The organism is Schumannella luteola, assembly GCF_013408685.1.
Taxonomy (GTDB): domain Bacteria; phylum Actinomycetota; class Actinomycetes; order Actinomycetales; family Microbacteriaceae; genus Schumannella; species Schumannella luteola.
On the sequence record NZ_JACBZY010000001.1, the window covers coordinates 418,625 to 438,368 of the forward strand.

At 71.4% G+C, this 19,744-nt stretch carries 19 protein-coding genes and 1 pseudogene; 12 read left to right on the forward strand and 8 right to left on the reverse strand.

Annotation, left to right across the window (positions count from 1 at the left end; all coding sequences use genetic code 11):
- Positions 1–25: 25 nt before the first annotated feature.
- Positions 26–1,363, forward strand: coding sequence for an MFS transporter (locus tag BJ979_RS01940; RefSeq protein ID WP_343046557.1), 1,338 nt, complete (start codon positions 26–28; stop codon positions 1,361–1,363).
- Here BJ979_RS01940 and BJ979_RS01945 read toward each other — a convergent pair.
- Complete coding sequence (locus BJ979_RS01945; RefSeq protein ID WP_179564668.1) at positions 1,341–1,709, reverse strand: VOC family protein; 369 nt, start codon at positions 1,707–1,709, stop codon at positions 1,341–1,343. The genes BJ979_RS01940 and BJ979_RS01945 overlap by 23 nt on opposite strands.
- A 72-nt stretch (positions 1,710–1,781) precedes the next feature.
- Here BJ979_RS01945 and BJ979_RS01950 point away from each other — a divergent pair, with 72 nt between their 5' ends.
- Positions 1,782–2,249, forward strand: coding sequence for a MarR family winged helix-turn-helix transcriptional regulator (locus tag BJ979_RS01950; protein ID WP_179564670.1), 468 nt, complete (start codon positions 1,782–1,784; stop codon positions 2,247–2,249).
- Positions 2,250–2,316: 67 nt separating this feature from the next.
- Here BJ979_RS01950 and BJ979_RS01955 read toward each other — a convergent pair whose 3' ends face one another.
- On the reverse strand, positions 2,317–3,048 hold the full coding sequence (locus BJ979_RS01955) for a 3-keto-5-aminohexanoate cleavage protein (RefSeq protein ID WP_343046558.1): 732 nt from the start codon (positions 3,046–3,048) through the stop codon (positions 2,317–2,319).
- 189 nt (positions 3,049–3,237) lie between these two features.
- On the opposite strand from BJ979_RS01955, the gene BJ979_RS01960 reads away from it, so the two are divergent.
- Both BJ979_RS01960 and BJ979_RS01965 read left to right on the forward strand, forming a co-directional pair.
- Positions 3,238–5,277 carry an MDR family MFS transporter gene (locus BJ979_RS01960; RefSeq protein WP_425502446.1) on the forward strand — a complete coding sequence of 680 codons (2,040 nt, stop codon included), beginning with the start codon at positions 3,238–3,240 and terminating at the stop codon, positions 5,275–5,277.
- 5 nt (positions 5,278–5,282) lie between these two features.
- On the forward strand, positions 5,283–5,933 hold the full coding sequence (locus BJ979_RS01965) for a TetR/AcrR family transcriptional regulator (RefSeq protein ID WP_343046559.1): 651 nt from the start codon (positions 5,283–5,285) through the stop codon (positions 5,931–5,933).
- 48 nt (positions 5,934–5,981) lie between these two features.
- Here BJ979_RS01965 and BJ979_RS01970 read toward each other — a convergent pair whose 3' ends face one another.
- Positions 5,982–6,398, reverse strand: coding sequence for a VOC family protein (locus BJ979_RS01970; protein WP_179564679.1), 417 nt, complete (start codon positions 6,396–6,398; stop codon positions 5,982–5,984).
- Positions 6,399–6,591: 193 nt separating this feature from the next.
- Here BJ979_RS01970 and BJ979_RS01975 point away from each other — a divergent pair, with 193 nt between their 5' ends.
- From BJ979_RS01975 to BJ979_RS01995, 5 genes are all read left to right on the forward strand, one after another.
- On the forward strand, positions 6,592–7,707 hold the full coding sequence (locus BJ979_RS01975) for an ABC transporter ATP-binding protein (RefSeq protein WP_343046561.1): 1,116 nt from the start codon (positions 6,592–6,594) through the stop codon (positions 7,705–7,707).
- Positions 7,707–8,942 (forward strand): polyamine ABC transporter substrate-binding protein, encoded by a 1,236-nt coding sequence (locus tag BJ979_RS01980; protein ID WP_179564683.1) that lies wholly within the window; start codon positions 7,707–7,709, stop codon positions 8,940–8,942. The genes BJ979_RS01975 and BJ979_RS01980 overlap by 1 nt, the downstream gene beginning before the upstream one ends.
- Positions 8,942–9,916, forward strand: a complete 975-nt coding sequence (locus BJ979_RS01985) for an ABC transporter permease (RefSeq protein WP_246286662.1) — start codon at positions 8,942–8,944, stop codon at positions 9,914–9,916. Before BJ979_RS01980 ends, BJ979_RS01985 begins: the two co-directional genes overlap by 1 nt.
- Before the next feature lie 56 nt (positions 9,917–9,972).
- On the forward strand, positions 9,973–10,803 hold the full coding sequence (locus BJ979_RS01990; RefSeq protein ID WP_343046562.1) for an ABC transporter permease: 831 nt from the start codon (positions 9,973–9,975) through the stop codon (positions 10,801–10,803).
- A gap of 138 nt (positions 10,804–10,941) precedes the next feature.
- Positions 10,942–11,358, forward strand: coding sequence for a hypothetical protein (locus BJ979_RS01995; RefSeq protein ID WP_179564687.1), 417 nt, complete (start codon positions 10,942–10,944; stop codon positions 11,356–11,358).
- A gap of 449 nt (positions 11,359–11,807) precedes the next feature.
- Here the strand turns inward: BJ979_RS01995 and BJ979_RS02000 are convergent.
- The 3 genes and pseudogenes from BJ979_RS02000 to BJ979_RS02010 form a co-directional block, all read right to left on the reverse strand.
- Positions 11,808–13,079, reverse strand: a pseudogene (locus tag BJ979_RS02000) (HNH endonuclease signature motif containing protein); the annotation flags it as partial.
- Between the two features lie 296 nt (positions 13,080–13,375).
- Positions 13,376–14,416: an NADPH:quinone reductase gene (locus BJ979_RS02005; protein ID WP_179564691.1), complete on the reverse strand. Its 1,041-nt coding sequence runs from the start codon at positions 14,414–14,416 to the stop codon at positions 13,376–13,378.
- Between the two features lie 91 nt (positions 14,417–14,507).
- A complete protein-coding gene (locus BJ979_RS02010; protein WP_179564693.1) occupies positions 14,508–15,422 on the reverse strand; it encodes a LysR family transcriptional regulator in 915 nt (304 codons plus the stop codon).
- Positions 15,423–15,504: 82 nt separating this feature from the next.
- On the opposite strand from BJ979_RS02010, the gene tdh reads away from it, so the two are divergent.
- Positions 15,505–16,548 (forward strand): L-threonine 3-dehydrogenase, encoded by a 1,044-nt coding sequence (gene tdh / locus BJ979_RS02015; protein WP_179564695.1) that lies wholly within the window; start codon positions 15,505–15,507, stop codon positions 16,546–16,548.
- A complete protein-coding gene (locus BJ979_RS02020) occupies positions 16,548–17,753 on the forward strand; it encodes a glycine C-acetyltransferase (RefSeq protein WP_179564697.1) in 1,206 nt (401 codons plus the stop codon). The genes tdh and BJ979_RS02020 overlap by 1 nt, the downstream gene beginning before the upstream one ends.
- A 91-nt stretch (positions 17,754–17,844) precedes the next feature.
- On the opposite strand, the gene BJ979_RS02025 is transcribed toward BJ979_RS02020, so the two are convergent.
- Positions 17,845–18,420: a putative immunity protein gene (locus BJ979_RS02025; protein WP_179564699.1), complete on the reverse strand. Its 576-nt coding sequence runs from the start codon at positions 18,418–18,420 to the stop codon at positions 17,845–17,847.
- Complete coding sequence (locus BJ979_RS02030; protein WP_179564701.1) at positions 18,420–19,025, reverse strand: dihydrofolate reductase family protein; 606 nt, start codon at positions 19,023–19,025, stop codon at positions 18,420–18,422. The genes BJ979_RS02025 and BJ979_RS02030 overlap by 1 nt, the downstream gene beginning before the upstream one ends.
- A gap of 64 nt (positions 19,026–19,089) precedes the next feature.
- Between BJ979_RS02030 and BJ979_RS02035 the strand changes: the two genes are divergently transcribed.
- Positions 19,090–19,725, forward strand: coding sequence for a LysE family translocator (locus BJ979_RS02035; protein ID WP_179564703.1), 636 nt, complete (start codon positions 19,090–19,092; stop codon positions 19,723–19,725).
- The last annotated feature ends 19 nt before the right edge of the window (positions 19,726–19,744 follow it).

Sequence of the window (19,744 nt, forward strand, 5' to 3'; positions counted from 1 at the left end):
CAGCGCGTGACTACCGTCGCAGAACGTGCCCTCCGCCCCCGCGACCGACTCCGTGCCCATCCAGCGCACGATGGGCGATGGCGCCAGCCCCGAGGAGCGCGCCGCCCGCCGCCGCTACCGCCGCATGATGCTCGCGCTGCTCGCGGCCGGCATCGCCACCTTCGCCGAGCTCTACGCCGTGCAGGGCGTGCTGCCCGAGCTGGCCCGCGACCTGAAGGTCACACCGGCGGATGCGGCGCTCACCGTCTCGGCCGCGACCACCGGGCTCGCGCTCGGCGTGCTCGGCTGGGCCGGCATCGCCGACCGCATCGGCCGGCTGCTGTCGATGCGCATCGCGGTGCTCGGCGCCGTCGTGCTCGGGCTCGCCGCCTGCGCCGTGCCCGACCTCGGCACCCTCGTCGGCCTGCGCCTGCTCAGCGGAGCCGTGCTCGGCGCCGTGCCCGTGCTCGCCGTGTCGTACGTGCACGAGAACCTCACGGCCCGCCGCGCGGCTGCCGCGGCCGCCGTCTACATCTCGGGCACGACGATCGGCGGCGCCGCCGGCCGTCTCATCGCGGGTCCGCTCGGCGAGCCGCTGGGATGGCGCGGCGCCCTGCTCGTCGTCGGCGCCGTCAGCCTCGTCGCCGCGCTGGTGTTCATCCTGCTCGCGCCCACCTCCCCCGCCACGCCGCCCGTCACCCGCCCGCTCGTGGCGCAGCCGGTCGCCGCCGAGGCGACGCAGGGCGGCGCCGCATCCACCTCGTTCGCGCACCTGACGCAGCGGCAGCGCATCCGCCGTGCTCTGCGGTTCACCCTGCTGCGGCTCGACGTGCAGGCGCTCCTGCTGACCGGATGCTTCGTCGCCGTCTACAACTTCCTCGCGTTCCGGCTCGAGGCGGCGCCGTTCCACCTCGACCCGGGCTGGGTGTCGCTGCTGTTCCTCGCCTACGGCGCCGGCACGGTCACCTCGCGGCTCGCCGGCAAGTGGCTGCCGCGCGTCGGGGCCGAGCGCATCATCCTCGTCGGGCTCGCGGCGCTCATGGCGGGCCTCGCGCTCATGGGCTTCGACAGCGTCGCGATCATCGTCGTCGGGCTGGTGCTGTTCACCGGCGGGCAGTTCCTCGCCCACGCCTCGGCGGTCGCCGCGACCGGGCGCCGCGCCGATCACGACCACCGCAGCCAGGCGAGCGCGCTCTACAACATCGCCTTCTACCTGGGATCGGGCGTCGGCGGATGGGCGCTCGGCCTGGTCTTCCAGCAGCTCGGCTGGACGGCGATGACGCTGACGATCGGCGGCGTGCTCGTCGCACTCGCGGTGTTCACGGCGACGGGCATCCGCCGCCGCGACACCGGCGCGGCGCTCACGCCCGGTCGTGCAGCGTGATGCGGTAGCCGTCGGGGTCGGCGAAGGTGAAGGTGCGGCCGAAGGGGCCGTCGATCGGGGCAGCGACGATCTCGTGGCCGTCGGCGGCGAGCGCGTCGTGGATCGCCTGCACCTCGGTGGCGTGCAGCCAGATGGCGGCGCCGATGCCGGGATGCGGCGCGGCGGCCAGGTCGGTGCCCTCGACGATGTCGCGCAGGGCGAAGGCGATCGGCTGCGTCGTGAAGACGACGGCGTGCGGCGGGCCGGCGGGCGCGCGTTCGAGGCCGAGGTACTTCTCGTAGAACGCCTGCGACGCGGTGAGGTCGCGCACCTGCAGGGAGAGGAAGTCGGGTCCGGTGGCGGGCATGGTGGCTCCTTGAGCTGATCGATTCGCGTGTCAGATAGCTGACACGCGAGAACTGTATGTCAGACTACTGACATGGCGCAAGGCGATGACCGCATCCAGCTCGAGAGCTCGCTCGGCTACCTGCTCAAGGAGGCCTCGAGCGCGCTGCGCGCAGCGATGGAGGACGTGCTGCGCCCGCTCGGCATGACCGTGACGCACTACTCCTGCCTCGAGCTGCTCGCCCAGCGCCCCGGGCTCTCGAACTCCGAGCTCGCCCGCGGCGCCTTCGTCACCCGGCAGTCGATGAACGTGCTGCTGCAGTCGCTCGAACGCGAGGGCCAGGTCACGCGCGCGACCGAGGCGACCGTCGGGAAGGCGCTGCCGACGGAGCTGACCGCGCTCGGCCGGCGCAAGCTGGCCGCCGCGAGCGCCGCAGTGCGCGGGGTCGAGTCGCGGATGCTCGCCGGCATGAGCGAGGCCGAGCAGGCGACGGCATTCCGGGCGCTGCAGAGCATGGTGCGGTCGCTGCGCGACACCCCGAGCGGGGCGCCCACCGCGTAGCGCCCACGCGCGGGCAGGGAGCGCCCGCGTCCCGTGCCCCTCGCCGGCCCTCAGCGCGCGCCGGCCCTCAGCGCCCGCCGAGCACGTCCGCCTCCGCTCGCACCAGCTCCGCGTTGCCCGGCGCGACCTCGCCGCTCGGCAGGCGATACACATCCTCCAGGCCGATCCGGATGCCGTGCCCGCGGTGCACGGCCGACTCGAGCACCGCCCAGGCGGTCGGCCCGGCGCCGTGATGCACCTGCTCGAGGCCGACGCCGACCTCGGCGAGCAGTCGCTCGATCTCGAGCGACTCGCCGAGCGCATCCTCGACCCGCTCGGCGACGGGCTCGACGAACACCCGGCGCCAGGGATGAGCCGACGGCCGCGCCGCGAACTCGCGCGCGGCGTCCACCGAGAGCAGGCACGCCTCGAGCCCGACGCCCCGACGGGCGAGCAGGGCGGCGATGTCATCGACCCCCGACTCGCCGAGGTTGACCGGGATCAGGTCGGGCAGCTCGGTCCACTCCGAGATCGCCCGCAGTCGGGCCCGCGGATCCGGCTCGATCTCGGCGAAGGTCGTCATGTTCAGCGGCACCGTCGGCGCGACCCGCCTCACCGCTCGCAACGTCGCGGCGACGTGGCGCGCCTCGAAGGTCTCGCGCCCGTCGTCGTCGAAGGCGTGCAGGTGGATCGACGTCGCGCCGGCGAGCACCGCGGCCGCGGCATCGTCGGCGATCTCGTCAGGCGTCCTCGGCATGCGCGGGTGCGGCCGCGGTCCGTTGAGAGCGACCTGCAGCGTGCGCGTCGGAGAAGAACCCACACCCTCATCTCAACAGATGGCAGCAGCGCTGCCCCCTTCGGCTTGCGCGACACCCGTCGCGGGAATAATCTTGCACGGTCTAAAAGTTTGCAGTACATGCAAGCTCGTCGCCAGCGTCGGCGTCACCCCTCCCCACCACCCGGGTTCCGGCGCGCGACGCCCCACCCGCTGCACCACGTTAGGAAGCGCATGTCCTCGGCTGCCGTCAGCTCACCACCCCGCTCGACCACCCCGAGCGGAGGAGGAGGCGCGGGCGGCACCCTCATGAGCCACCGCGAGATCCTGTTCGTGATCTACGGCCTACTCGCCGGCATGTTCCTCTCCTCGCTCGGCCAGACCGTGTTCGGCACGGCGATCCGCACGATCGGCGACGATCTCAAGGGCCTCGACCAGCAGGCCTGGGTCACGACGGCGTACCTGATCACGTCGACGATCGCGACGCCGATCTACGGCAAGCTCAGCGACATCTTCGGCCGTCGTCCGCTGTTCATCTTCGGCATCAGCGTCTTCATCGCCGGCGCCGTGCTGTCGTCGATGTCGACCTCGATGCTCATGCTCGCCGGCTTCCGCGCGATCCAGGGCATCGGCGCCGGCGCGCTCATGTCGCTGCCGCTCGCGATCCTCGGCGACATCCTCGCCCCGCGCGAACGCGCCAAGTATCAGGGCTACTTCCTCGCGGTGTTCGGCATCGCCTCCGTCATCGGGCCGCTGCTCGGCGGACTCCTCGCGGGCGCCGACCAGATCCTCTTCATCACCGGATGGCGCTGGGTGCTGCTGATCAACGTGCCGATCGGCGTCATCGCGCTGATCATGGTGATCCGCTTCCTGCACCTGCCCAAGGTGCACGACCGCGCCACCGCGCCGCGCATCGACTGGTGGGGCGCGACGGCGATCATCGTCGCGCTCGTGCCGCTGCTGCTCGTCGCCGAGCAGGGCCGCACCTGGGGCTGGGGTTCGATCGGATCGATCGCCTGCTACGTGATCGGCGCCGTCGGACTCGTCGCCTTCGTCGTCATCGAGACGCGGATGAAGGATGACGCCATCCTGCCGATGAAGCTCTTCCGCTCGGGCACCTTCTCGATGGCGGCGCTGCTCGGCTTCCTCGTCGGCTTCGCGATGTTCGGCGCCATGCTGACGCTGCCGCTCTACCTGCAGATCGTCGTCGGGCTCGACCCGACGGCCGCCGGCTTCGCCACCCTGCCGCTCGTGCTCGGCCTCATGGTCGCCTCGATCGTGTCGGGTCAGCTGATCTCGCGCATCGGCAAGTACCGCGCCTTCCCGATCACCGGAACCGCCTTCACCGCGGTCGGCTACATCCTGCTGACCTTCATGAACATCGACCGCCCGCTCTGGTTCCTGCTCATCGCGATGTTCGTGATCGGCCTGGGCCTCGGCCAGCTCATGCAGACGCTCACCTTCGCCGCGCAGGGCTCGGTCGAGCCGCGCGACATGGGCGTGGCGACGAGCTCGGCGACGTTCTTCCGTCAGATCGGCGGAACGCTCGGCGTCGCCGTGCTGCTGTCGGTGCTGTTCTCGGCGCTGCCGGGCAACATCGCGAGCTCGCTGTCGAACGAGAAGACCCTGACCGCCGGTCTCAGCGCCGCGCTCGACCCGAAGGTCGCCGACGCGAGCGAGAACGCGGCCGTCATGAAGCAGATCTGGAACAAGGTCGTCGATCCGGCGAAGCAGGGCATTCAGGCACAGCTGGATGCGGGCACGCAGCAGGCGCTCGCCGCAGCACCCGGCGCACCCGAGGCGCTCGTTCTCGCCGGGGTCGCCGACAAGGCGCACGCCTCGGTGATCGACGGCAAGGTCGCGGTCGACTGGTCGGACAAGGCGCAGCGCGACTTCTACGTCGCGCAGCTCGAGCCGAAGATCCACGACCAGCTCGCGAAGGCCGACACCGCCTCGTCGAGCTCCGACTCGAGCTCGAGCGACACCTCGTTCCTCAAGGGCGCCGACCCGCGTCTGACGCGCCCGTTCCTCGGCGGATTCAACGACTCGGCCGTGATCGTGTTCTGGGTCGGCTTCGGCGTGATCGTGCTCGCGTTCATCCTCACCTGGTTCTTCAAGGTGCCGCCGCTGCGTCAGCGCTCGGCCCTGCAGGAGCGCGCCGACAAGCACCGCGAGGCGACCGAGGAGCTCGAGCAGGAGGCCGTGCTGGCCGCCAACGAGTCGGGTTCCTTCGTCGCGCCGATGACCGGCTCGATCCCCGTCGTGCAGCGGTGATCGGCGTGCGCGGCGAGACCTCCCCGACCACGTCGGCGGTGCGCGAGGCGGTGCCGCTCGACACGGCGGCGCTGATCCTCGCCGGCGACACCGAAGAGGTCTCGCTGCGCGAGCGGAAGAAAGCGCGCACCTGGATGGCGCTGCACGAGGCCGCGCGGTCGCTCGTGCTCGAGCGCGGCCTCGACGGCGTCACGATCGAGGAGATCTGCGAGGTCGCCGAGGTCTCGCCGCGCACCTTCTTCAACTACTTCGCGTCGAAGGCGGATGCGGCGCTCGGGCTGCGCGAGCCGCGCATCCACGATGAGGCCTTCGCGCGCTTCGCGGCCCGCGGGGCGGAGCATGGCGCGGTGAACGACCTCTGCGATCTGCTCGCGGCGACGATCGACCTGCCGCCGGACACGGCGCGGGTGAAGGAGCTGGGGCGCGAGCGGCCCGAGGTGTCGCCGGCGATCCACAAATGGATGTCGCAGCTGCGCACCGCGATCAGCGACGCGGCTGTCGATCGCCTCGGCGAGCGGCGCGGGCGTCTCGCCGTCGCGCTGGTGTTCGCGGGGCTGTTCGAGACCATCCACGAGCCGGCGGTCTCCTCGGCCGACGACCTGGCCGCGCGCCTGCGCGAGCGGGTCGCGATGATGGTCGAGATCGCCGGCGCGTAGCGGCCACCGGGCGCCGAGGTGCGCAGCCCCTGACGCCTGCTCGGCGACTCAGCTCTCGTGGAACGACGGCAGATACGAGAGCCCGACGAGGATGCCCTCGGGACTCAGCAGCCGCGCCGTCGACTGACCCCACGGCTCGACCTTCGGTCCGACGAGGATGCGCTGCCCCTTCTCCGCGAGCTCGGCGGCGCCCGCCGCGACGGCCTCGGGCGACTCGAGCTCGAATTCGATCCACGACTGCGGAACGGGGAGATCAGCGGGCCACTCGGCGGTGCCGAACGTGGCCTCGGCCGCCTGGCTCAGCGGCCACAGCCCGAACACCTTCGCCCCGTCGAGGTCGCGGGCGTGGAAGTAGTCGGGCGCGATCTCGTCGAGTTCGAGGCCGATCACGTCGCCCCAGAATCGCCGTGTCGCCGCCGGGTCGGGTCCGATCGGGCCGTAGCCCGCGATGAACTGGATCTGCATGGCCTGCACGGTAGCGGCACCCAGTGACGCCGGCGCGGGGATCGCTCGGTGAGACTCGCGAATGTCGACGGATTCCGTTGCTCAACCGCGCGCATCCTTTCGTATACCTCTGTCGGAATCCCGTCGCAACTCTCGATTCCGTCGCGCGAGCGGTATATCGTCGCCCCACCAGACGGCGAGCAAGGGAGTTCGTGTGACAGCTCAGTCCCCCGATGCATCCGCCGTGAACGGCAGCGTCGAGCTGCGCGGCATCGTGAAGACCTTCGGCGGCAACGTCGCGATCGGGGGTGTCGACCTCGATGTGCACAGCGGCGAGTTCCTCTCCCTGCTCGGCCCCTCCGGCTGCGGCAAGACGACGCTGCTGCGCATGATCGCCGGCTTCGAGCATCCCGACTCCGGCGACATCCTCGTCGGCGGCACGAGCGTGCTGAACACGGCGCCTTACAAGCGCCCGGTCAACACGGTCTTCCAGAGCTACGCGCTGTTCCCGCACATGACGGTCGCCGAGAACGTCGCCTACGGGCTGCGGCAGAAGGGCACCCCGCGCAGCGAGATCGGCGCCCGGGTGGCCGAGGCGCTGGACATGGTGCGGATGCGCGACTTCGCCGACCGCAGTCCGCTCAAGCTGTCGGGTGGCCAGCAGCAGCGGGTCGCCCTCGCCCGTGCGCTCGTCAACCGCCCCCGCGTGCTGCTGCTCGACGAGCCGATGTCGGCCCTCGACCGCAAGCTGCGCGAGGAGATGCAGATCGAGCTGAAGCTGCTGCAGCAGCAGCTCGGCACGACCTTCGTCTTCGTGACCCACGACCAGCAGGAGGCGCTGTCGATGAGCGACCGCATCGTGGTCATGCAGGGCGGCGCGATCCAGCAGATCGGCTCGACCGAGCAGGTCTACCTCGAGCCGGCGAACGCCTTCGTCGCGGGGTTCATCGGCAAGCAGAACTTCATCGAGGCGACCGTGCAGGCGGATGGCACGCTGCTCGCCGCCGACGGCCCGCTCGGCCGGCTCGGCGACGTCGGCTCGGCGGCGCCCGCCCCCGCATCCGGCACCCGCGTGACGGCGACGATCCGCGCCGAGGCCGTCACGGTCACGGCGACGCGTCCGGCGAGCGCCGCGCTGCCCGCGACCGTCGCGGGCATCTCGTTCCTCGGCGACGCCATCCAGTACGTCGTGACGACGCCGAGCGGCCTCGAACTGATCTCGCGCGTCGACCCGGCGCGTGCCGAGAGCCTCAGCACCGGCGACCAGGTCTGGTTCCACTGGGATGCGGCGGCCCTGCGCGCCTTCCCGGCCGAGCAGGCGGCGGCCTGATGCCCGGCCCGTTCGGCGGATCGGGACGGCCCGACTTCGGCGGGTTCCTGCGCGGCGGTCGGGCGAGGGAAGCGGGTGCCGAGGTGCGCGCGCTCATCCCCCGCGCCGCCTCCGCGCAGATCACCCGACGCGCCCTGCTCAGCGGCTTCGCCGTGAGCGCCACCGCACTCACGCTCGCCGCGTGCGCCCGCGAGACCGGCCTGGCGGCATCCGCGCCCCTCGACGGCGAGCTCGAGAGCCAGCTCAACGTCTACAGCTGGGGTGACTACGACGACCCGCGCAACATCTCGGCGTTCCAGCGCAAGAACGGCGTGACCGTGCAGATCGACAGCTACGGCTCGAACGAGGAGATGATCTCCAAGCTCGGCGCGACGCGCGGCACGAGCGGCTACGACATCATCGTGCCGACCGGCGTCTACGTGCCGCTGCTGGCGAAGAACAAGCTCGTGCAGAAGCTCGACCTGTCGAAGCTGAAGAACTTCGACAACCTGCTGCCCGCCTACCGCGACCAGTCGTGGGATCCGGGCAACGTCTACACGGTCTGCAAGGACTTCGGCACCACCGGGTACGCCTACAACACCGAGGTGATCGACCGCGAGATGACCTCGTGGCAGGACTTCCTCGACGTCGCCGAGACCACCGCGAGCCACAACACGGCACTCCTCGAAGACCCGTGGGAGGTGAGCTGCATCTGGTTCGCCGCGAACGGGATCGACCCGAACACGACGAAGGAGTCCGACCTCGACGCCTGCGAGAAGTACATGGTCAACACGCTCGCGCCGCACGTGAAGGCCTTCAACTCGAGTGCCGCGCAGAGCGGCATCCCGCAGGAGACCTTCTCGCTCATCCAGGCCTTCAACGGCGATGTGCGGCAGGCCTTCCTCGCGACCGAGAAGCCGCCGAAGAACTGGAAGTTCGTCTTCCCGACCCCGACCGCGAACCTCTGGATGGACTGCTGGGCGATCACGACCGGCGCGCAGCATCCCGACTCGGCGTATGCCTTCATCGACTCGATGCTCGAGCCGGAGGTCGCCTACCGCGAGCTCGACTACATCGGCTACTCGACCGGACTGAGGGGACAGGAGGAACTGGCGCGGAAGCGCGACTACGACTTCCCCGACCTGGTGTTCCTGACCGAGGAGGTCGAGAAGCGGCTCACGCCCTCGCTCGTGACGGACGCGACCGAGCGGCTGACCTCGATCATGAACCGGATGATGGCGAAGGCGGGCAGCTGATGACCACCACCGAGATCATGACGCTGGCGCAGGAGCCGGGCGCGAGCGCGGGCGGGCGGGGCGCCGGGCGCGGCGGCGCCCGCATCCGTCAGCGCCTCAGCGGCACGACCGTCGCCGGCTTCCCGACCTGGGCGTTCGTGCTGTTCTTCTTCATCGTGCCGATCGCGCTCGTGCTCTGGTACAGCTTCGGCTACAAGCCCGACCTGTTCTCGGCGCACGCCAACGACAAGCTGTCGTTCGACCGCTACGCCGAGGCGCTCGATCCGACCTTCCTCGGCACGTTCCTCAACACGCTGCGCATCGGCGTCGTCGGCACGGTCATCTGCCTGATCATCGCCATCCCCTTCGCCTACTGGCTCGCGGTCAAGCTGAAGCCGCAGTACCGCGCGCTCGCGCTGGCCCTCGTGCTCGTGCCGTTCTGGACGAACTTCCTCGTGCGCACGCTCGGCTGGCAGATCGTGCTGTCGCCGCAGGGCTTCGTGTCGTCGGCGCTGCAGGGCCTCGGCCTCGACAAGCTCGACGTGCTCTACACGCCGACGGCCGTGCAGATCGGCGTCGTCTACAACTACCTGCCGCTGATGATCCTGCCGCTGTACGTGGCGATGGATCGGGCGGGCACCTCGCTGCGGGAGGCCAGCGCCGATCTGGGGGCGAACCGCATCCGCACCCTGTTCCAGGTGACGCTGCCGCTCGCGGCGCCGGGCATCGCGAGCGGGGCGCTGCTCGTGTTCATCCCGCTCATGGGCGACTACGTGACGGCATCCGTGCTCGGCGGCGCGCAGGGCAACATGATCGGCCAGCTCGTCGCGAGCCAGTTCAACACCGCTCAGAACTGGGCGCTCGGCTCGGCGATGGCGGTGCTGCTGATGCTGTTCACGGCGATCACGGTGGCTCTGGTCGCCGTCATCGCGCTGGTGGTCAGGTTCGCGATACGCCGAGCGCGACGCGTCGTGCTGACGGGAGGTGCGGCATGAGCGCGGTGGATGATCGGCCCGTACCGAGGGTCGCGAACCGGCGTCGCCGCGACGGCGTGAGCGTCGGGCTGACGGTGTGGGGCGTTCTGGTCTTCGCGTTCCTGTTCATCCCGATCATCGTGATCATCGCCTACTCCTTCAACACGGGCCGCCTGCTGGCGACCTGGCAGGGCTTCGGCTTCGACGCTTACGGCGCCGCGTGGGAGAACCCGGTGCTGCGCGCCTCGGTCATCACCTCGCTGCAGGCGGCGCTCGGCGCGGCCGTGCTGTCGACTATCCTCGGCACCCTCGGCGGCCTCGCGCTGGCCCGCTCGAAGGTGAAGGCGAAGTGGGTGCTCTGGGCGACCGGCCTGCTGACGATCACGCTGTTCACGCCCGAGATCGTGGATGCGGTGTCGATGCTCCCCTGGTTCGTCAGCCTCGGCACCGACTTCGGCATCGCCCCGTTCAGCAACGGCATGGTGCGGCTCGTGGTCGCGCACAGCGTGCTGTCGGTCGCGGTGGTCACGTTCATCGTGCGGGCGCGGATGCACGGCATGGACGAGTCGCTCGAGGAGGCCGCGGCCGACCTGTACGCGCCGCCGCTGCGTCGCTTCTTCCAGATCACGCTGCCGGTCGCGAGCCCGGCGATCTGGGCCGGCGCGCTCATGTCATTCACGCTGAGCCTCGACAACACGATCGTGTCGAGCTTCGTGCAGGTGCCTGGGGCGACCCCGTGGCCGGTCTACATCTTCAGCGCGCTGCGGGTCGGGCTGCGGCCCGAGATCGCGGCGGTGTCGGCGGTCATGTTCGTGCTGACCCTGCTCGCGCTCGTCGTGGTCGGGCTCGTGCTGCGCCGTGGCGGCCAGTCGGCGGAGGAGATGGCGAAGACGCTCGCGAGCGCGTAGCGCCGTCCCTCTGGGGCCCGCGGTCGGGCGGCTCCCGCGACCCGAGCGCGGAAGCCGTCTCGGCCCGTGAAGCTGTGTGCCGCATCGGCATCCCTTGTGCAGCCAGCGTGAGTACGGCCACGGTGCTAGACCTGATTCGTGAATGACGAACCGGGGATGACGCAGCAGGCCGACGGAACTCGGATCGGCGCGTCCCCTGGTGCGGAGCGTCCGATTCCGAACACGCTGATGGAGCCGGAGCCGAACGTCCAGCGCATCATGTGGACCGGCACGATCTGGTTCGCCGCGGTCGTGCTGTCGATCGGCGCGACGATGGGTCCGCTGCTCGCGAGCGGCTGGCGTCCGGATCAGCTCCCCGGCGTGCTGCAGGGCATCTGGTGGATCGGGGTCGTCATCATGACTCTCGCCGTCGGCCTCATCGGCTGGTCGGGATGCCCGATCCTCGAGGTCAGCGTGAAGGTGGCGAGCAACAACAAGTCGCGCACGATGCAGTTCGGCACGGCGCTGTTCATCTCCAGCGGCGCGATCCTGCTCGCCGCGATCATGCTCGGCTGAGGTCGGGACTGGGGCTCGACGGAAGAGCTCACCGAGGGCTCGCGAAGGCGAGTGCCAACCGACGCGGCGTCTCCAGCGCGATCTCGTGCCGCTGTGGCGCGCACGGGGCGGGGCGCGCTGACGATGCGGCACGACGCGAGATCACTCACCGACGATTCGCGCGGAGCGCACGGCGCAGGTCAGAACGGGGCCGGGTCGAGCAGGGCTCGCTCGATCTCGAGCAGTTCGGCCAGCAGCTGATCAGACGGCACGTCGCCGAAGTCGAATAGCTCGGCAAGCATCTCGACCGGGATCTCGGGATGCTCGTCGGGCACCCCGAACACGTCGACCTTATCGAAGTGTCGGGTTTCACCGGGTGGATCGAGAGCGCTGGGCGGATCGAGAGCGTCGGGCGGATCGGGCGCATCCGGCAGGCCCGACCGGGGGATCTCGATCGTGCTGGATGCGCGCGGCGCGGGCTCATCGGAGCCAGCGAATGCGACCGGCGCCGTCGGCGCATCCTCGCGGTAGATCCGTCCGGTGGGCGAGGTCCATTCGAGCACCCCGCCGCCGCGTTGCCGCACTCTCCATCGGGTGAACTGCTTCATCGAGTGGTGCCGCTGGCAGAGATGGGCGAGGTTGCCGACCGTGGTCGGTCCGCCGAGGACGTGGTCGATCGTGTGGTCGATCTCGCAGCGGATCGCGGCCAGGCGGCATCCGGGGAAGCGGCAGTGCTGGTCGCGCACGCGCAGGTGGCGACGCTGATCGGTGGTCGGCCGGTAGCGATCGGTGACGAGCACGCCGCCGGTGACCGGATCGGTGAGGATGCGCGACAACGACGGTGCGCTTCCGGCGAGCCGGCGTGCGGTGTCGGCGTCGACCGGCGAGCGTCCGACGAGATCGGCGGGATCGTCGCCGAGTCCGACGAGCGCGGACGCCGGCACCACGACCTGCACGTGGGCGCGGATCGCACCGAGGGCGCCGACACCGTCGGCGTCACCGTGTGCGGTCGGGTCGAGCTGCGGGGCGCCGGCGAGCAGCAGGTCGGCGAAGACGTCGGCTCGCACCTCGTCGATGCCGCGACGGTCGCCGGCGTCGATCACGACGTGCGCCATCCGCGTGAGTCGATCGAGGATGCCGTCGCCGATCACCGCAGGAACTGTGGCGATGACGTCGCACATCCCGTCGCGTCCGGGGATGAGACGCACTGCCCGCCGACGGGCCGCCTCCTCGTGTCGTTCGGTGAACGAGCGCTCGGTGAGCTTCTCGGCGTAGAGCTCGAGCCCGGCCCTGACCCGGTTCGGGGTGTCGCGGAGGCAGCGGTCGATCGCCTCGCGCTCGTACTCGGCGCGGCGTTCGTCGCCCACGATCCGTCCGGCGTCGACGATCACGTTCACGTGCCCCCGCGTGATGAACCCCGATTCCCACGCGGACAGCGCGACCGGGTACTTCTCGACGATCTCCTGCGCGTCGCCGATGCGCCCCTGCATCGTTCGATCGGTCACGCGGAACACGCCGGCAAGCTCGGCCGCGATGGAACGCAGCGCCATGTCATGCGCACGCACGCCCGCGCGCTGCCCCACCGCCTCGGCCGCGGCGATCTGCCCGGCCCGCGCGAGCATCCGGGTCTCGGCCACCTGGGCTGCGGCGAGCAGGCCGACGATCCCCTCGGCGTCGCCCGCCAGCTCACTCAGCGCGGCGTCGACGACGCCGGCAGCGAATTCGAGCGGGGGCTTCTCCATACCCTCATGGTGACCCCGACCACCGACATTGGTGGGGGTCGGCTCCGGCGGCCGAATCGCCCACCGACCGGGCTCTGGGAACGACTTTCGACGACGCTCCTGGGCGCCGGATCATCCGCCCCCGCGCCGCCCGAGAGGCGTCAGCTCGAGACCGACTCGCACTGACTCAGCCGGTGCTCGCACGCCGGGCGGCCCTCTGCCCACTCTCGCCCGCGCGTCAGCCGCGCGGTGTCCTCGCCGACGACGCCCATCCGCGCGTCCGACCCGGGTGCCCGACGACGTCCCCGGGCGAGCCGTCAGCCCGCGGTGACGTCGATCAGCACCTTGCCGACGGTGCCCGACTCGACGGCGTCGTGCGCAGCGGCGGTCTCGGCGAGGGGGAAGCGGGTCAGCGGCAGTCCCGTCGCGTCGCCGACCTCGAGGGCGCCGTCCGCGGCGGCGGCCGTCACGTCCTCGACGCCCGCCTGCAGCGCCTCGTCGCCGACCGTGTAGAGCAGCACGAACTGCAGGCGGGCGTTGAGCCCCATCCACTCGCGGATCGGGATCTGGATGTCGCTGCCGCTGTTCGCGTAGATCGCCACCGAGCCGCGGGTCGCGACGACGGCCGCCACGAGCCCGACGTTGCGGATGAAGTCGACGTCGACCACGATGTCGACGCCGTCGGGCGCGAGCTCGCGGATCGCCGCGGCCGGGTCGCCCTGCGTGTAGTCGATCGCGAAGTGGGCGCCGGCGGCGGTCGCGAGGGCGGCCTTGGCGTCGCTCGAGATCGTCGTGATCACGGTCGCGCCGGCCCAGCGGGCGAGCTGGATGGCGGCGTGGCCGACCGCGCCGGCGCCGCCGGTGACGAGCACCGTGCGTCCGTCGAGGGAGCCCGGCGCGAGACGCCGCGGTCCGTCTTCGTGCACGGTCAGGGCGCGGTGCGCGGTCATCGCGGGCACGCCGAGGCTCGCGCCGACGTCGAAGCTGACGCCGTCGGGCAGCTTCACGGCCTTCCACGCCTCGACGACGGCGGCATCCTGCGCGGTGCCGTCGTCCGATTCGTGCTGCGCGAGGAACAGCCACACGCGATCACCCACCGCGAACCCCTCGACGCCGTCGCCGACCTCGTCGATCACGCCCGCGCCATCCTGGTTCGGCACGATCGCCGGGGCGTCGGCGTCGTCCGCGCCGCCGGTCGCCGGAGCGGTCTGGGCCGCGCGGCGCTTCCAGTCGGTCGGGTTCACGCCGCTGACGTGGATGCGCACCCGCACCTGGCCGGGCCCGGCATGCGCCTCCTCGCGCTCGACGAGGTTCAGAACGGAGGAGTCGCCGGTGGACGTGTAGACGATCGCGCGCATGCCCCGACGCTAGTTCGACGAGCGGGTGCGGCGCTGGGCTGCGGCGAGCGCCGTCGCCGTCACCCGCCCGTCGTCAGCCGCTCTCTCCGCCTCAGTCGCCGCCCGCCGCCAGCGCGTCCATCACCCGCCGCAGCGACTCGACGACCGAGCGCACCGCGCGCCGCCGCAGGATCTCGGGGCGCGCGAGCACGTCGATCGAGCGGGTCGTGCCGACGCCGACGAGCGGCCGGGTGACGACCCCGTCGACGTGCGCGAGGCTGCCCGTGTAGCGCGGCAGCAGTCCGAGCGCGTCGCCCGTGGAGACGATCGACGCGACCGTGCTCCAGTCGTTGACGCGGTGCACGATGTCGATGCTGCGCTCCGCCGAGGCGGCGACGGCCCGCAGCACGTCGTCGGGCGAGAACCCGGCGCGGCTGCTGACCCAGCGCTCGCCGATGAGATCCGCGGGGCGCAGACGCGACGCGCGGGCGAGGCGATGGGATGCCGGCAGCGCCACATCCAGCGGCTCGTGGACGAGCGTGATCACGCGCACGCCGTCGTCGGGCCAGGGCGGACTGTGGTCGAGCCGGTGCGCGAGCACGAGGTCGTAGCGGGCGGCGAGCGCCGGGAAGTCGTCTTGGGCGACGTCCTCATCGGTGAAGCGCACCTCGGGCCCGCCGCTCGCAGCCAGTTCGGCGATGAGGCTGCCGAAGATCACCTGCCCGGCACTGTGGAAGCCGCTGAGCCGCACGACGCCGCGCTCGTCGCTCTCGTAGTCGTCGACGGCGGCGCGGGCCGCGGCGACCGCATCCAGCACGCCGTCGCCGGCTCGCACGAGCGCGAGTCCGGCATCCGTCAGCACGAGCGAGCGGCCCTGCTTGCGCGTGAGCGGGGTGCGGAAGCCCCGCTGCAGGGCGGCGAGCTGCTGCGATACGGCCGAGGGCGAGACGCCGGAGGCGGCGGCCACCGCGCTCACGCTGCCCAGGTGGGCGAGCTCGCGGAGCAGTCGCAGTTGATGGATCTCCACGTCGGACAGTGAAGCATCTGCTTCACGATCGATGAAGAACCGTGCCGTTGTTCTGCGCTATCGACGCGATTAGACAGGGCGCATGCGCGCTCTGCAGAAGACGGCGCCCGGTGCGGGGTTGGACTGGGTGACGGTGCCGGATCCGGTCGCCGGCCCCGAGGATGTCGTGATCCGCGTGCTGCGCACCGGCATCTGCGGCACCGACCTGCACATCGACCACTGGGACGACTGGGCCGCCTCGACCATCGCGGCTCCGCTCATCCCCGGCCACGAGTTCTACGGCGAGGTCGTCGCGACCGGCGAGCTCGTGCGCGACGTGAACATCGGCGACCGGGTGTCGGGCGAAGGTCACATCGTCTGCGGCACCTGCCGCAACTGCCGCGCCGGGCGGAGGCAGATGTGCATCCGCACCGTCGGCCTCGGCGTGCAGCGCGACGGCGCCTTCGCCGAGTATCTCACCATCCCGGCCAGCAACGTCTGGGTGCACCAGGGCGACATCTCGCCCGAGCTCGGCGCGATCTTCGACCCGCTCGGCAACGCCGTGCACACGACCCTCGCCTACCGGCTGGTCGGCGAGGATGTGCTGATCACCGGATGCGGCCCGATCGGCCTGATGGCGATCACGATCGCCCGGCACGTCGGCGCCCGCTTCATCGTCGGCACCGACATCAGCCCGGCGCGGCTCGCCCTCGCGAAGGGGATCGGCGCGGATGACGTGGTCGACGTGTCGGCCCGGCGCATCCACGAGGCGCAGACCGCGCTCGGCATGCGCGAGGGCTTCGACGTCGGGCTCGAGATGAGCGGCGCCCCGAGCTCGCTGCCGGAGATGATCGACAACATGAACCACGGCGGCCGCATCGCGATGCTCGGCCTGCCCAGCGCGCCGTTCGCGATCGACTGGGCCAAGGTCGTCACCCACATGCTGGTCGTGAAGGGCATCTACGGCCGCGAGATGTTCGAGACCTGGAACGCCATGTCGGCGATGCTGCAGACCTCGAGCGCGCTGCGGGCGGCGATCGGCTCGGTCATCACCGAGGTCATCCCCGCCCGCGACTGGAAGGCCGGATTCGCGGCCGCCTCCGCCGGGTCCGGCGGCAAGGTCGTTCTCGATTGGACGGAGCTCTGATGTACACCGCATTCCGCAGCCACCTCGCCGGGCAGCTCGACGAGATCGAGGCCGCCGGGCTGACGAAGCACGAGCGCGAGATCTCCGGGCCGCAGAGCGCCCGCATCCACGCCGACGGGCAGGATGTGCTCAACTTCTGCGCCAACAACTACCTCGGCCTGGCCGACGACGCGACGCTCGTCAGCGCCGCGCACGACGCCCTCGACACCTGGGGCTACGGGCTCGCGAGCGTGCGCTTCATCTGCGGAACGCAGACCCAGCACCGCGAGCTCGAACGGCGGGTCGCCGGGTTCCTCGGAACCGACGACGCGATCCTCTTCTCGTCGTGCTTCGACGCGAACGGCGGCGTCTTCGAGACGCTGTTCGGCGCCGACGACGCGATCATCTCCGACGAGCTGAACCATGCCTCGATCATCGACGGCATCCGCCTCTCGAAGGCGCGCCGGCTGCGCTACCGCAACCGCGACATGGCCGACCTCGAGGCGCAGCTGGTGGCGGCCGCGGATGCGCGCTTCCGGGTGATCGTGACCGACGGCGTCTTCTCGATGGACGGCTACATCGCCCCGCTCGAGGCGATCTGCGACCTGGCCGATCGCTACGACGCGCTCGTCTTCGTCGACGACTCGCACGCGGTCGGCTTCATCGGCGAGTCGGGCCGCGGAACCCCCGAGCTGTGCGGGGTGCAGGACCGCGTCGACATCCTCACCGGCACCTTCGGCAAGGCGCTCGGCGGCGCCTCGGGCGGGTACGTCGCCGCGCACCGCGAGATCGTCGACCTGCTGCGCCAGCGCTCGCGCCCGTACCTGTTCTCGAACAGCGTCGCCCCGGTCATCGTCGCCGGAACCCTCGCCGCCCTCGACGTGATCGAGGGCTCGCAGGATGCGCGCGAGCGGCTGCGCAGGAACGCGGCGGCCTTCCGCGCGGCCATGACCGACGCCGGCTTCGAGCTGCAGCCGGGCGAGCATCCGATCGTGCCCGTCATGTTCGGCGACGCCGCCCTCACGGCCCGCATCGCGCACCGCATGCTCGACCTCGGCGTCTACGTGACGGCGTTCTCGTTCCCGGTCGTGCCGCGCGGCACCGCGCGCATCCGCGTGCAGCTCTCGGCCTCGCACTCGCAGGGCGACATCGACCGCGCGGTGGCGGCGTTCGTGGCGGCGCGGGATGCGGAGGCGGGAGTCGCGGAGGGCGCGGCACAGGTCTGACGAGCGGTCGCCGCGTCCTGCGCGTGATGCGAGAGGGCGCGGGCGCGGCGCGAGCGCACGTCGCGTCGGGGCGAGGTCGAGCCGGGACCGTTCAGCTGGATGCGATCCGGGCCTGCAGCGCCCGGATCGTGTCGCCGAGATCGCCGCGAGCGAGCAGCCCGGATCCGAGCGGCCCCGCCGGGTCGGCGCCGAGCGCGGGAAGCCGACGCAGCGCATCCCGCGCCTCGGCAGTGAGGTGGGCGATCTGCCACGCGATCTCGGCGTCGGCGGCGCGCTGCGGATCGTCCGTCGCGGAGTCCGCGCCGAGGCGCACCGCGCGCACCGCATAGGCGGCGGCGCCGAGGGCGTGCGCGCCCATATGCGCGATGCCGGTCGCCTGCCCGACGGCGCGCGCGGCGGCGACCGCGGCCGGAGCGCTGACGACGCCGGCCGCCCGCCCCGCCTCGAAACGACGCCGGATCTCGCCCGCCGTATCCAGCTCGCCCCGCCCGTAGGCGCGCACCCGAGCCAGCCCGTCGCGCGGTCGCGGCTCGTGCGGCGCCTCCGCCTCGAACAGCCGCAGCACCCGCTCGACGCAGTCGGCCGTCCAGAGCGCGAGGCGCCGCCGGTCGGATTCGGGAAGGGTCTGCGCCGAGAGCGGCCGACTCGGTGGAGCGTCCGCCGGCATCAGCGGTAGGTGTTCAGCACGACGCCGCCCGGCAGCGTCTCGCTGCCGACGAGCGCGAGGTCGCGGGTGATCTGGGCGGCTGTGGCACGGACTCCGCCCGCCCCGGCCCGGCGCCCGAACAGCGGGATGCCGCCGCCGAGCACGATCGGATTCACTTTCACCTGCAGTTCGTCGATCTGGTCGATCAGTTGCGCGGCGAGGTCGCCGCCGCCGGCGAGCCAGATGTCAGTGCCGGGCTCGGCCTTGAGCTCGGCGACCTGCGCGGCGAGCGATGCGCCGTCACCCGCGATCGTCTCGACTCCGTCGGCCGGATCGAACTCGCGATGCGTGACGACGATCTGCCGCAGGTGCGGATAGGCGCCGCCGGTGAGCCCCGCATCCAGCCCCGGAGCGAAGGTGCCGCTGCCCATGATCACCGTGTCGAAGCGGCGCGGCTCCCCCGTGACGCCGAGCGCGGCGCGCACGTGCGTCGGGCAGGTCTCGGGGTAGCGCTCGAACAGCGCCGCGAGGGTGTCGGGCTGCGTCGGGAAGCGCGAGAAGTCGCCGTCGGGCGCGGCGATGAAGCCGTCGATGGATGCGGCGATGAAGTAGACGAGATCACGCACGAGGTCCTCCGGTCGTCGTCATCCCAGGGTGCCAGCCGCCCGAATCCGGGTCTAGGGTGACCGCATGCCCGCATCCGATCACCTCGCCGCCTTCGCCCTGGCGGCGCTCGTGCTGATCGTGATCCCCGGCCCGAGCGTGCTGTTCGTGATCGGGCGCTCGCTCGTGCACGGGCGGACGGGCGGGGCCCTCAGCGTGCTCGGCAACGGGATCGGCGTGCTCCCGCTCGTGTTCGCCGTCGCCTTCGGGCTGGGCGCGGTGATCACCGCATCCGAGATCGCGTTCACGGTCATCAAGATCATCGGCGCCGGCTACCTCATGTACCTCGGCGTGCAGGCGATCCGCCACCGCAAGGCCCCGATCGACGGCGCCGCCGAAGCGACGCGGGTCTCGCGCCGGCGCCTCATCGGCCACGGCATCGTGGTCGGCGCGACGAACCCCAAGACGATCGTCTTCCTCGCGGCCGCGCTGCCGCAGTTCGTGGATGTCGGCCGCGGCGACGTGCCGATCCAGATGCTCGTCTTCGGCGCGATCTTCGTGTCGATCGGACTCGCCTCCGACCTCGTGTGGGCGCTGCTCGCCGGCACCGCCCGTAACTGGTTCGCCCGCTCGCCGCGCCGCCTCGCGACCATCCGCGGAACCGGCGGCGTCATGACGATCGGCCTCGGCGGCGTGCTGCTCGGCACCGGCGCGAAGCACTGAGATCGGGGCGGGCAGGGTC

Coding starts and splice junctions, on each gene's coding strand:
- BJ979_RS01945 (WP_179564668.1), bottom strand. CDS start 1,709: ATGCCCGCCACCGGACCCGACTTCCTCTCCCTGCAGGTGCGCGACCTC.
- BJ979_RS01950 (WP_179564670.1), top strand. CDS start 1,782: ATGGCGCAAGGCGATGACCGCATCCAGCTCGAGAGCTCGCTCGGCTAC.
- BJ979_RS01960 (WP_425502446.1), top strand. CDS start 3,238: ATGTCCTCGGCTGCCGTCAGCTCACCACCCCGCTCGACCACCCCGAGC.
- BJ979_RS01970 (WP_179564679.1), bottom strand. CDS start 6,398: ATGCAGATCCAGTTCATCGCGGGCTACGGCCCGATCGGACCCGACCCG.
- BJ979_RS01980 (WP_179564683.1), top strand. CDS start 7,707: ATGCCCGGCCCGTTCGGCGGATCGGGACGGCCCGACTTCGGCGGGTTC.
- BJ979_RS01985 (WP_246286662.1), top strand. CDS start 8,942: ATGACCACCACCGAGATCATGACGCTGGCGCAGGAGCCGGGCGCGAGC.
- BJ979_RS02005 (WP_179564691.1), bottom strand. CDS start 14,416: ATGCGCGCGATCGTCTACACGTCCACCGGCGACTCCTCCGTTCTGAAC.
- tdh (WP_179564695.1), top strand. CDS start 15,505: ATGCGCGCTCTGCAGAAGACGGCGCCCGGTGCGGGGTTGGACTGGGTG.
- BJ979_RS02020 (WP_179564697.1), top strand. CDS start 16,548: ATGTACACCGCATTCCGCAGCCACCTCGCCGGGCAGCTCGACGAGATC.
- BJ979_RS02025 (WP_179564699.1), bottom strand. CDS start 18,420: ATGCCGGCGGACGCTCCACCGAGTCGGCCGCTCTCGGCGCAGACCCTT.
- BJ979_RS02035 (WP_179564703.1), top strand. CDS start 19,090: ATGCCCGCATCCGATCACCTCGCCGCCTTCGCCCTGGCGGCGCTCGTG.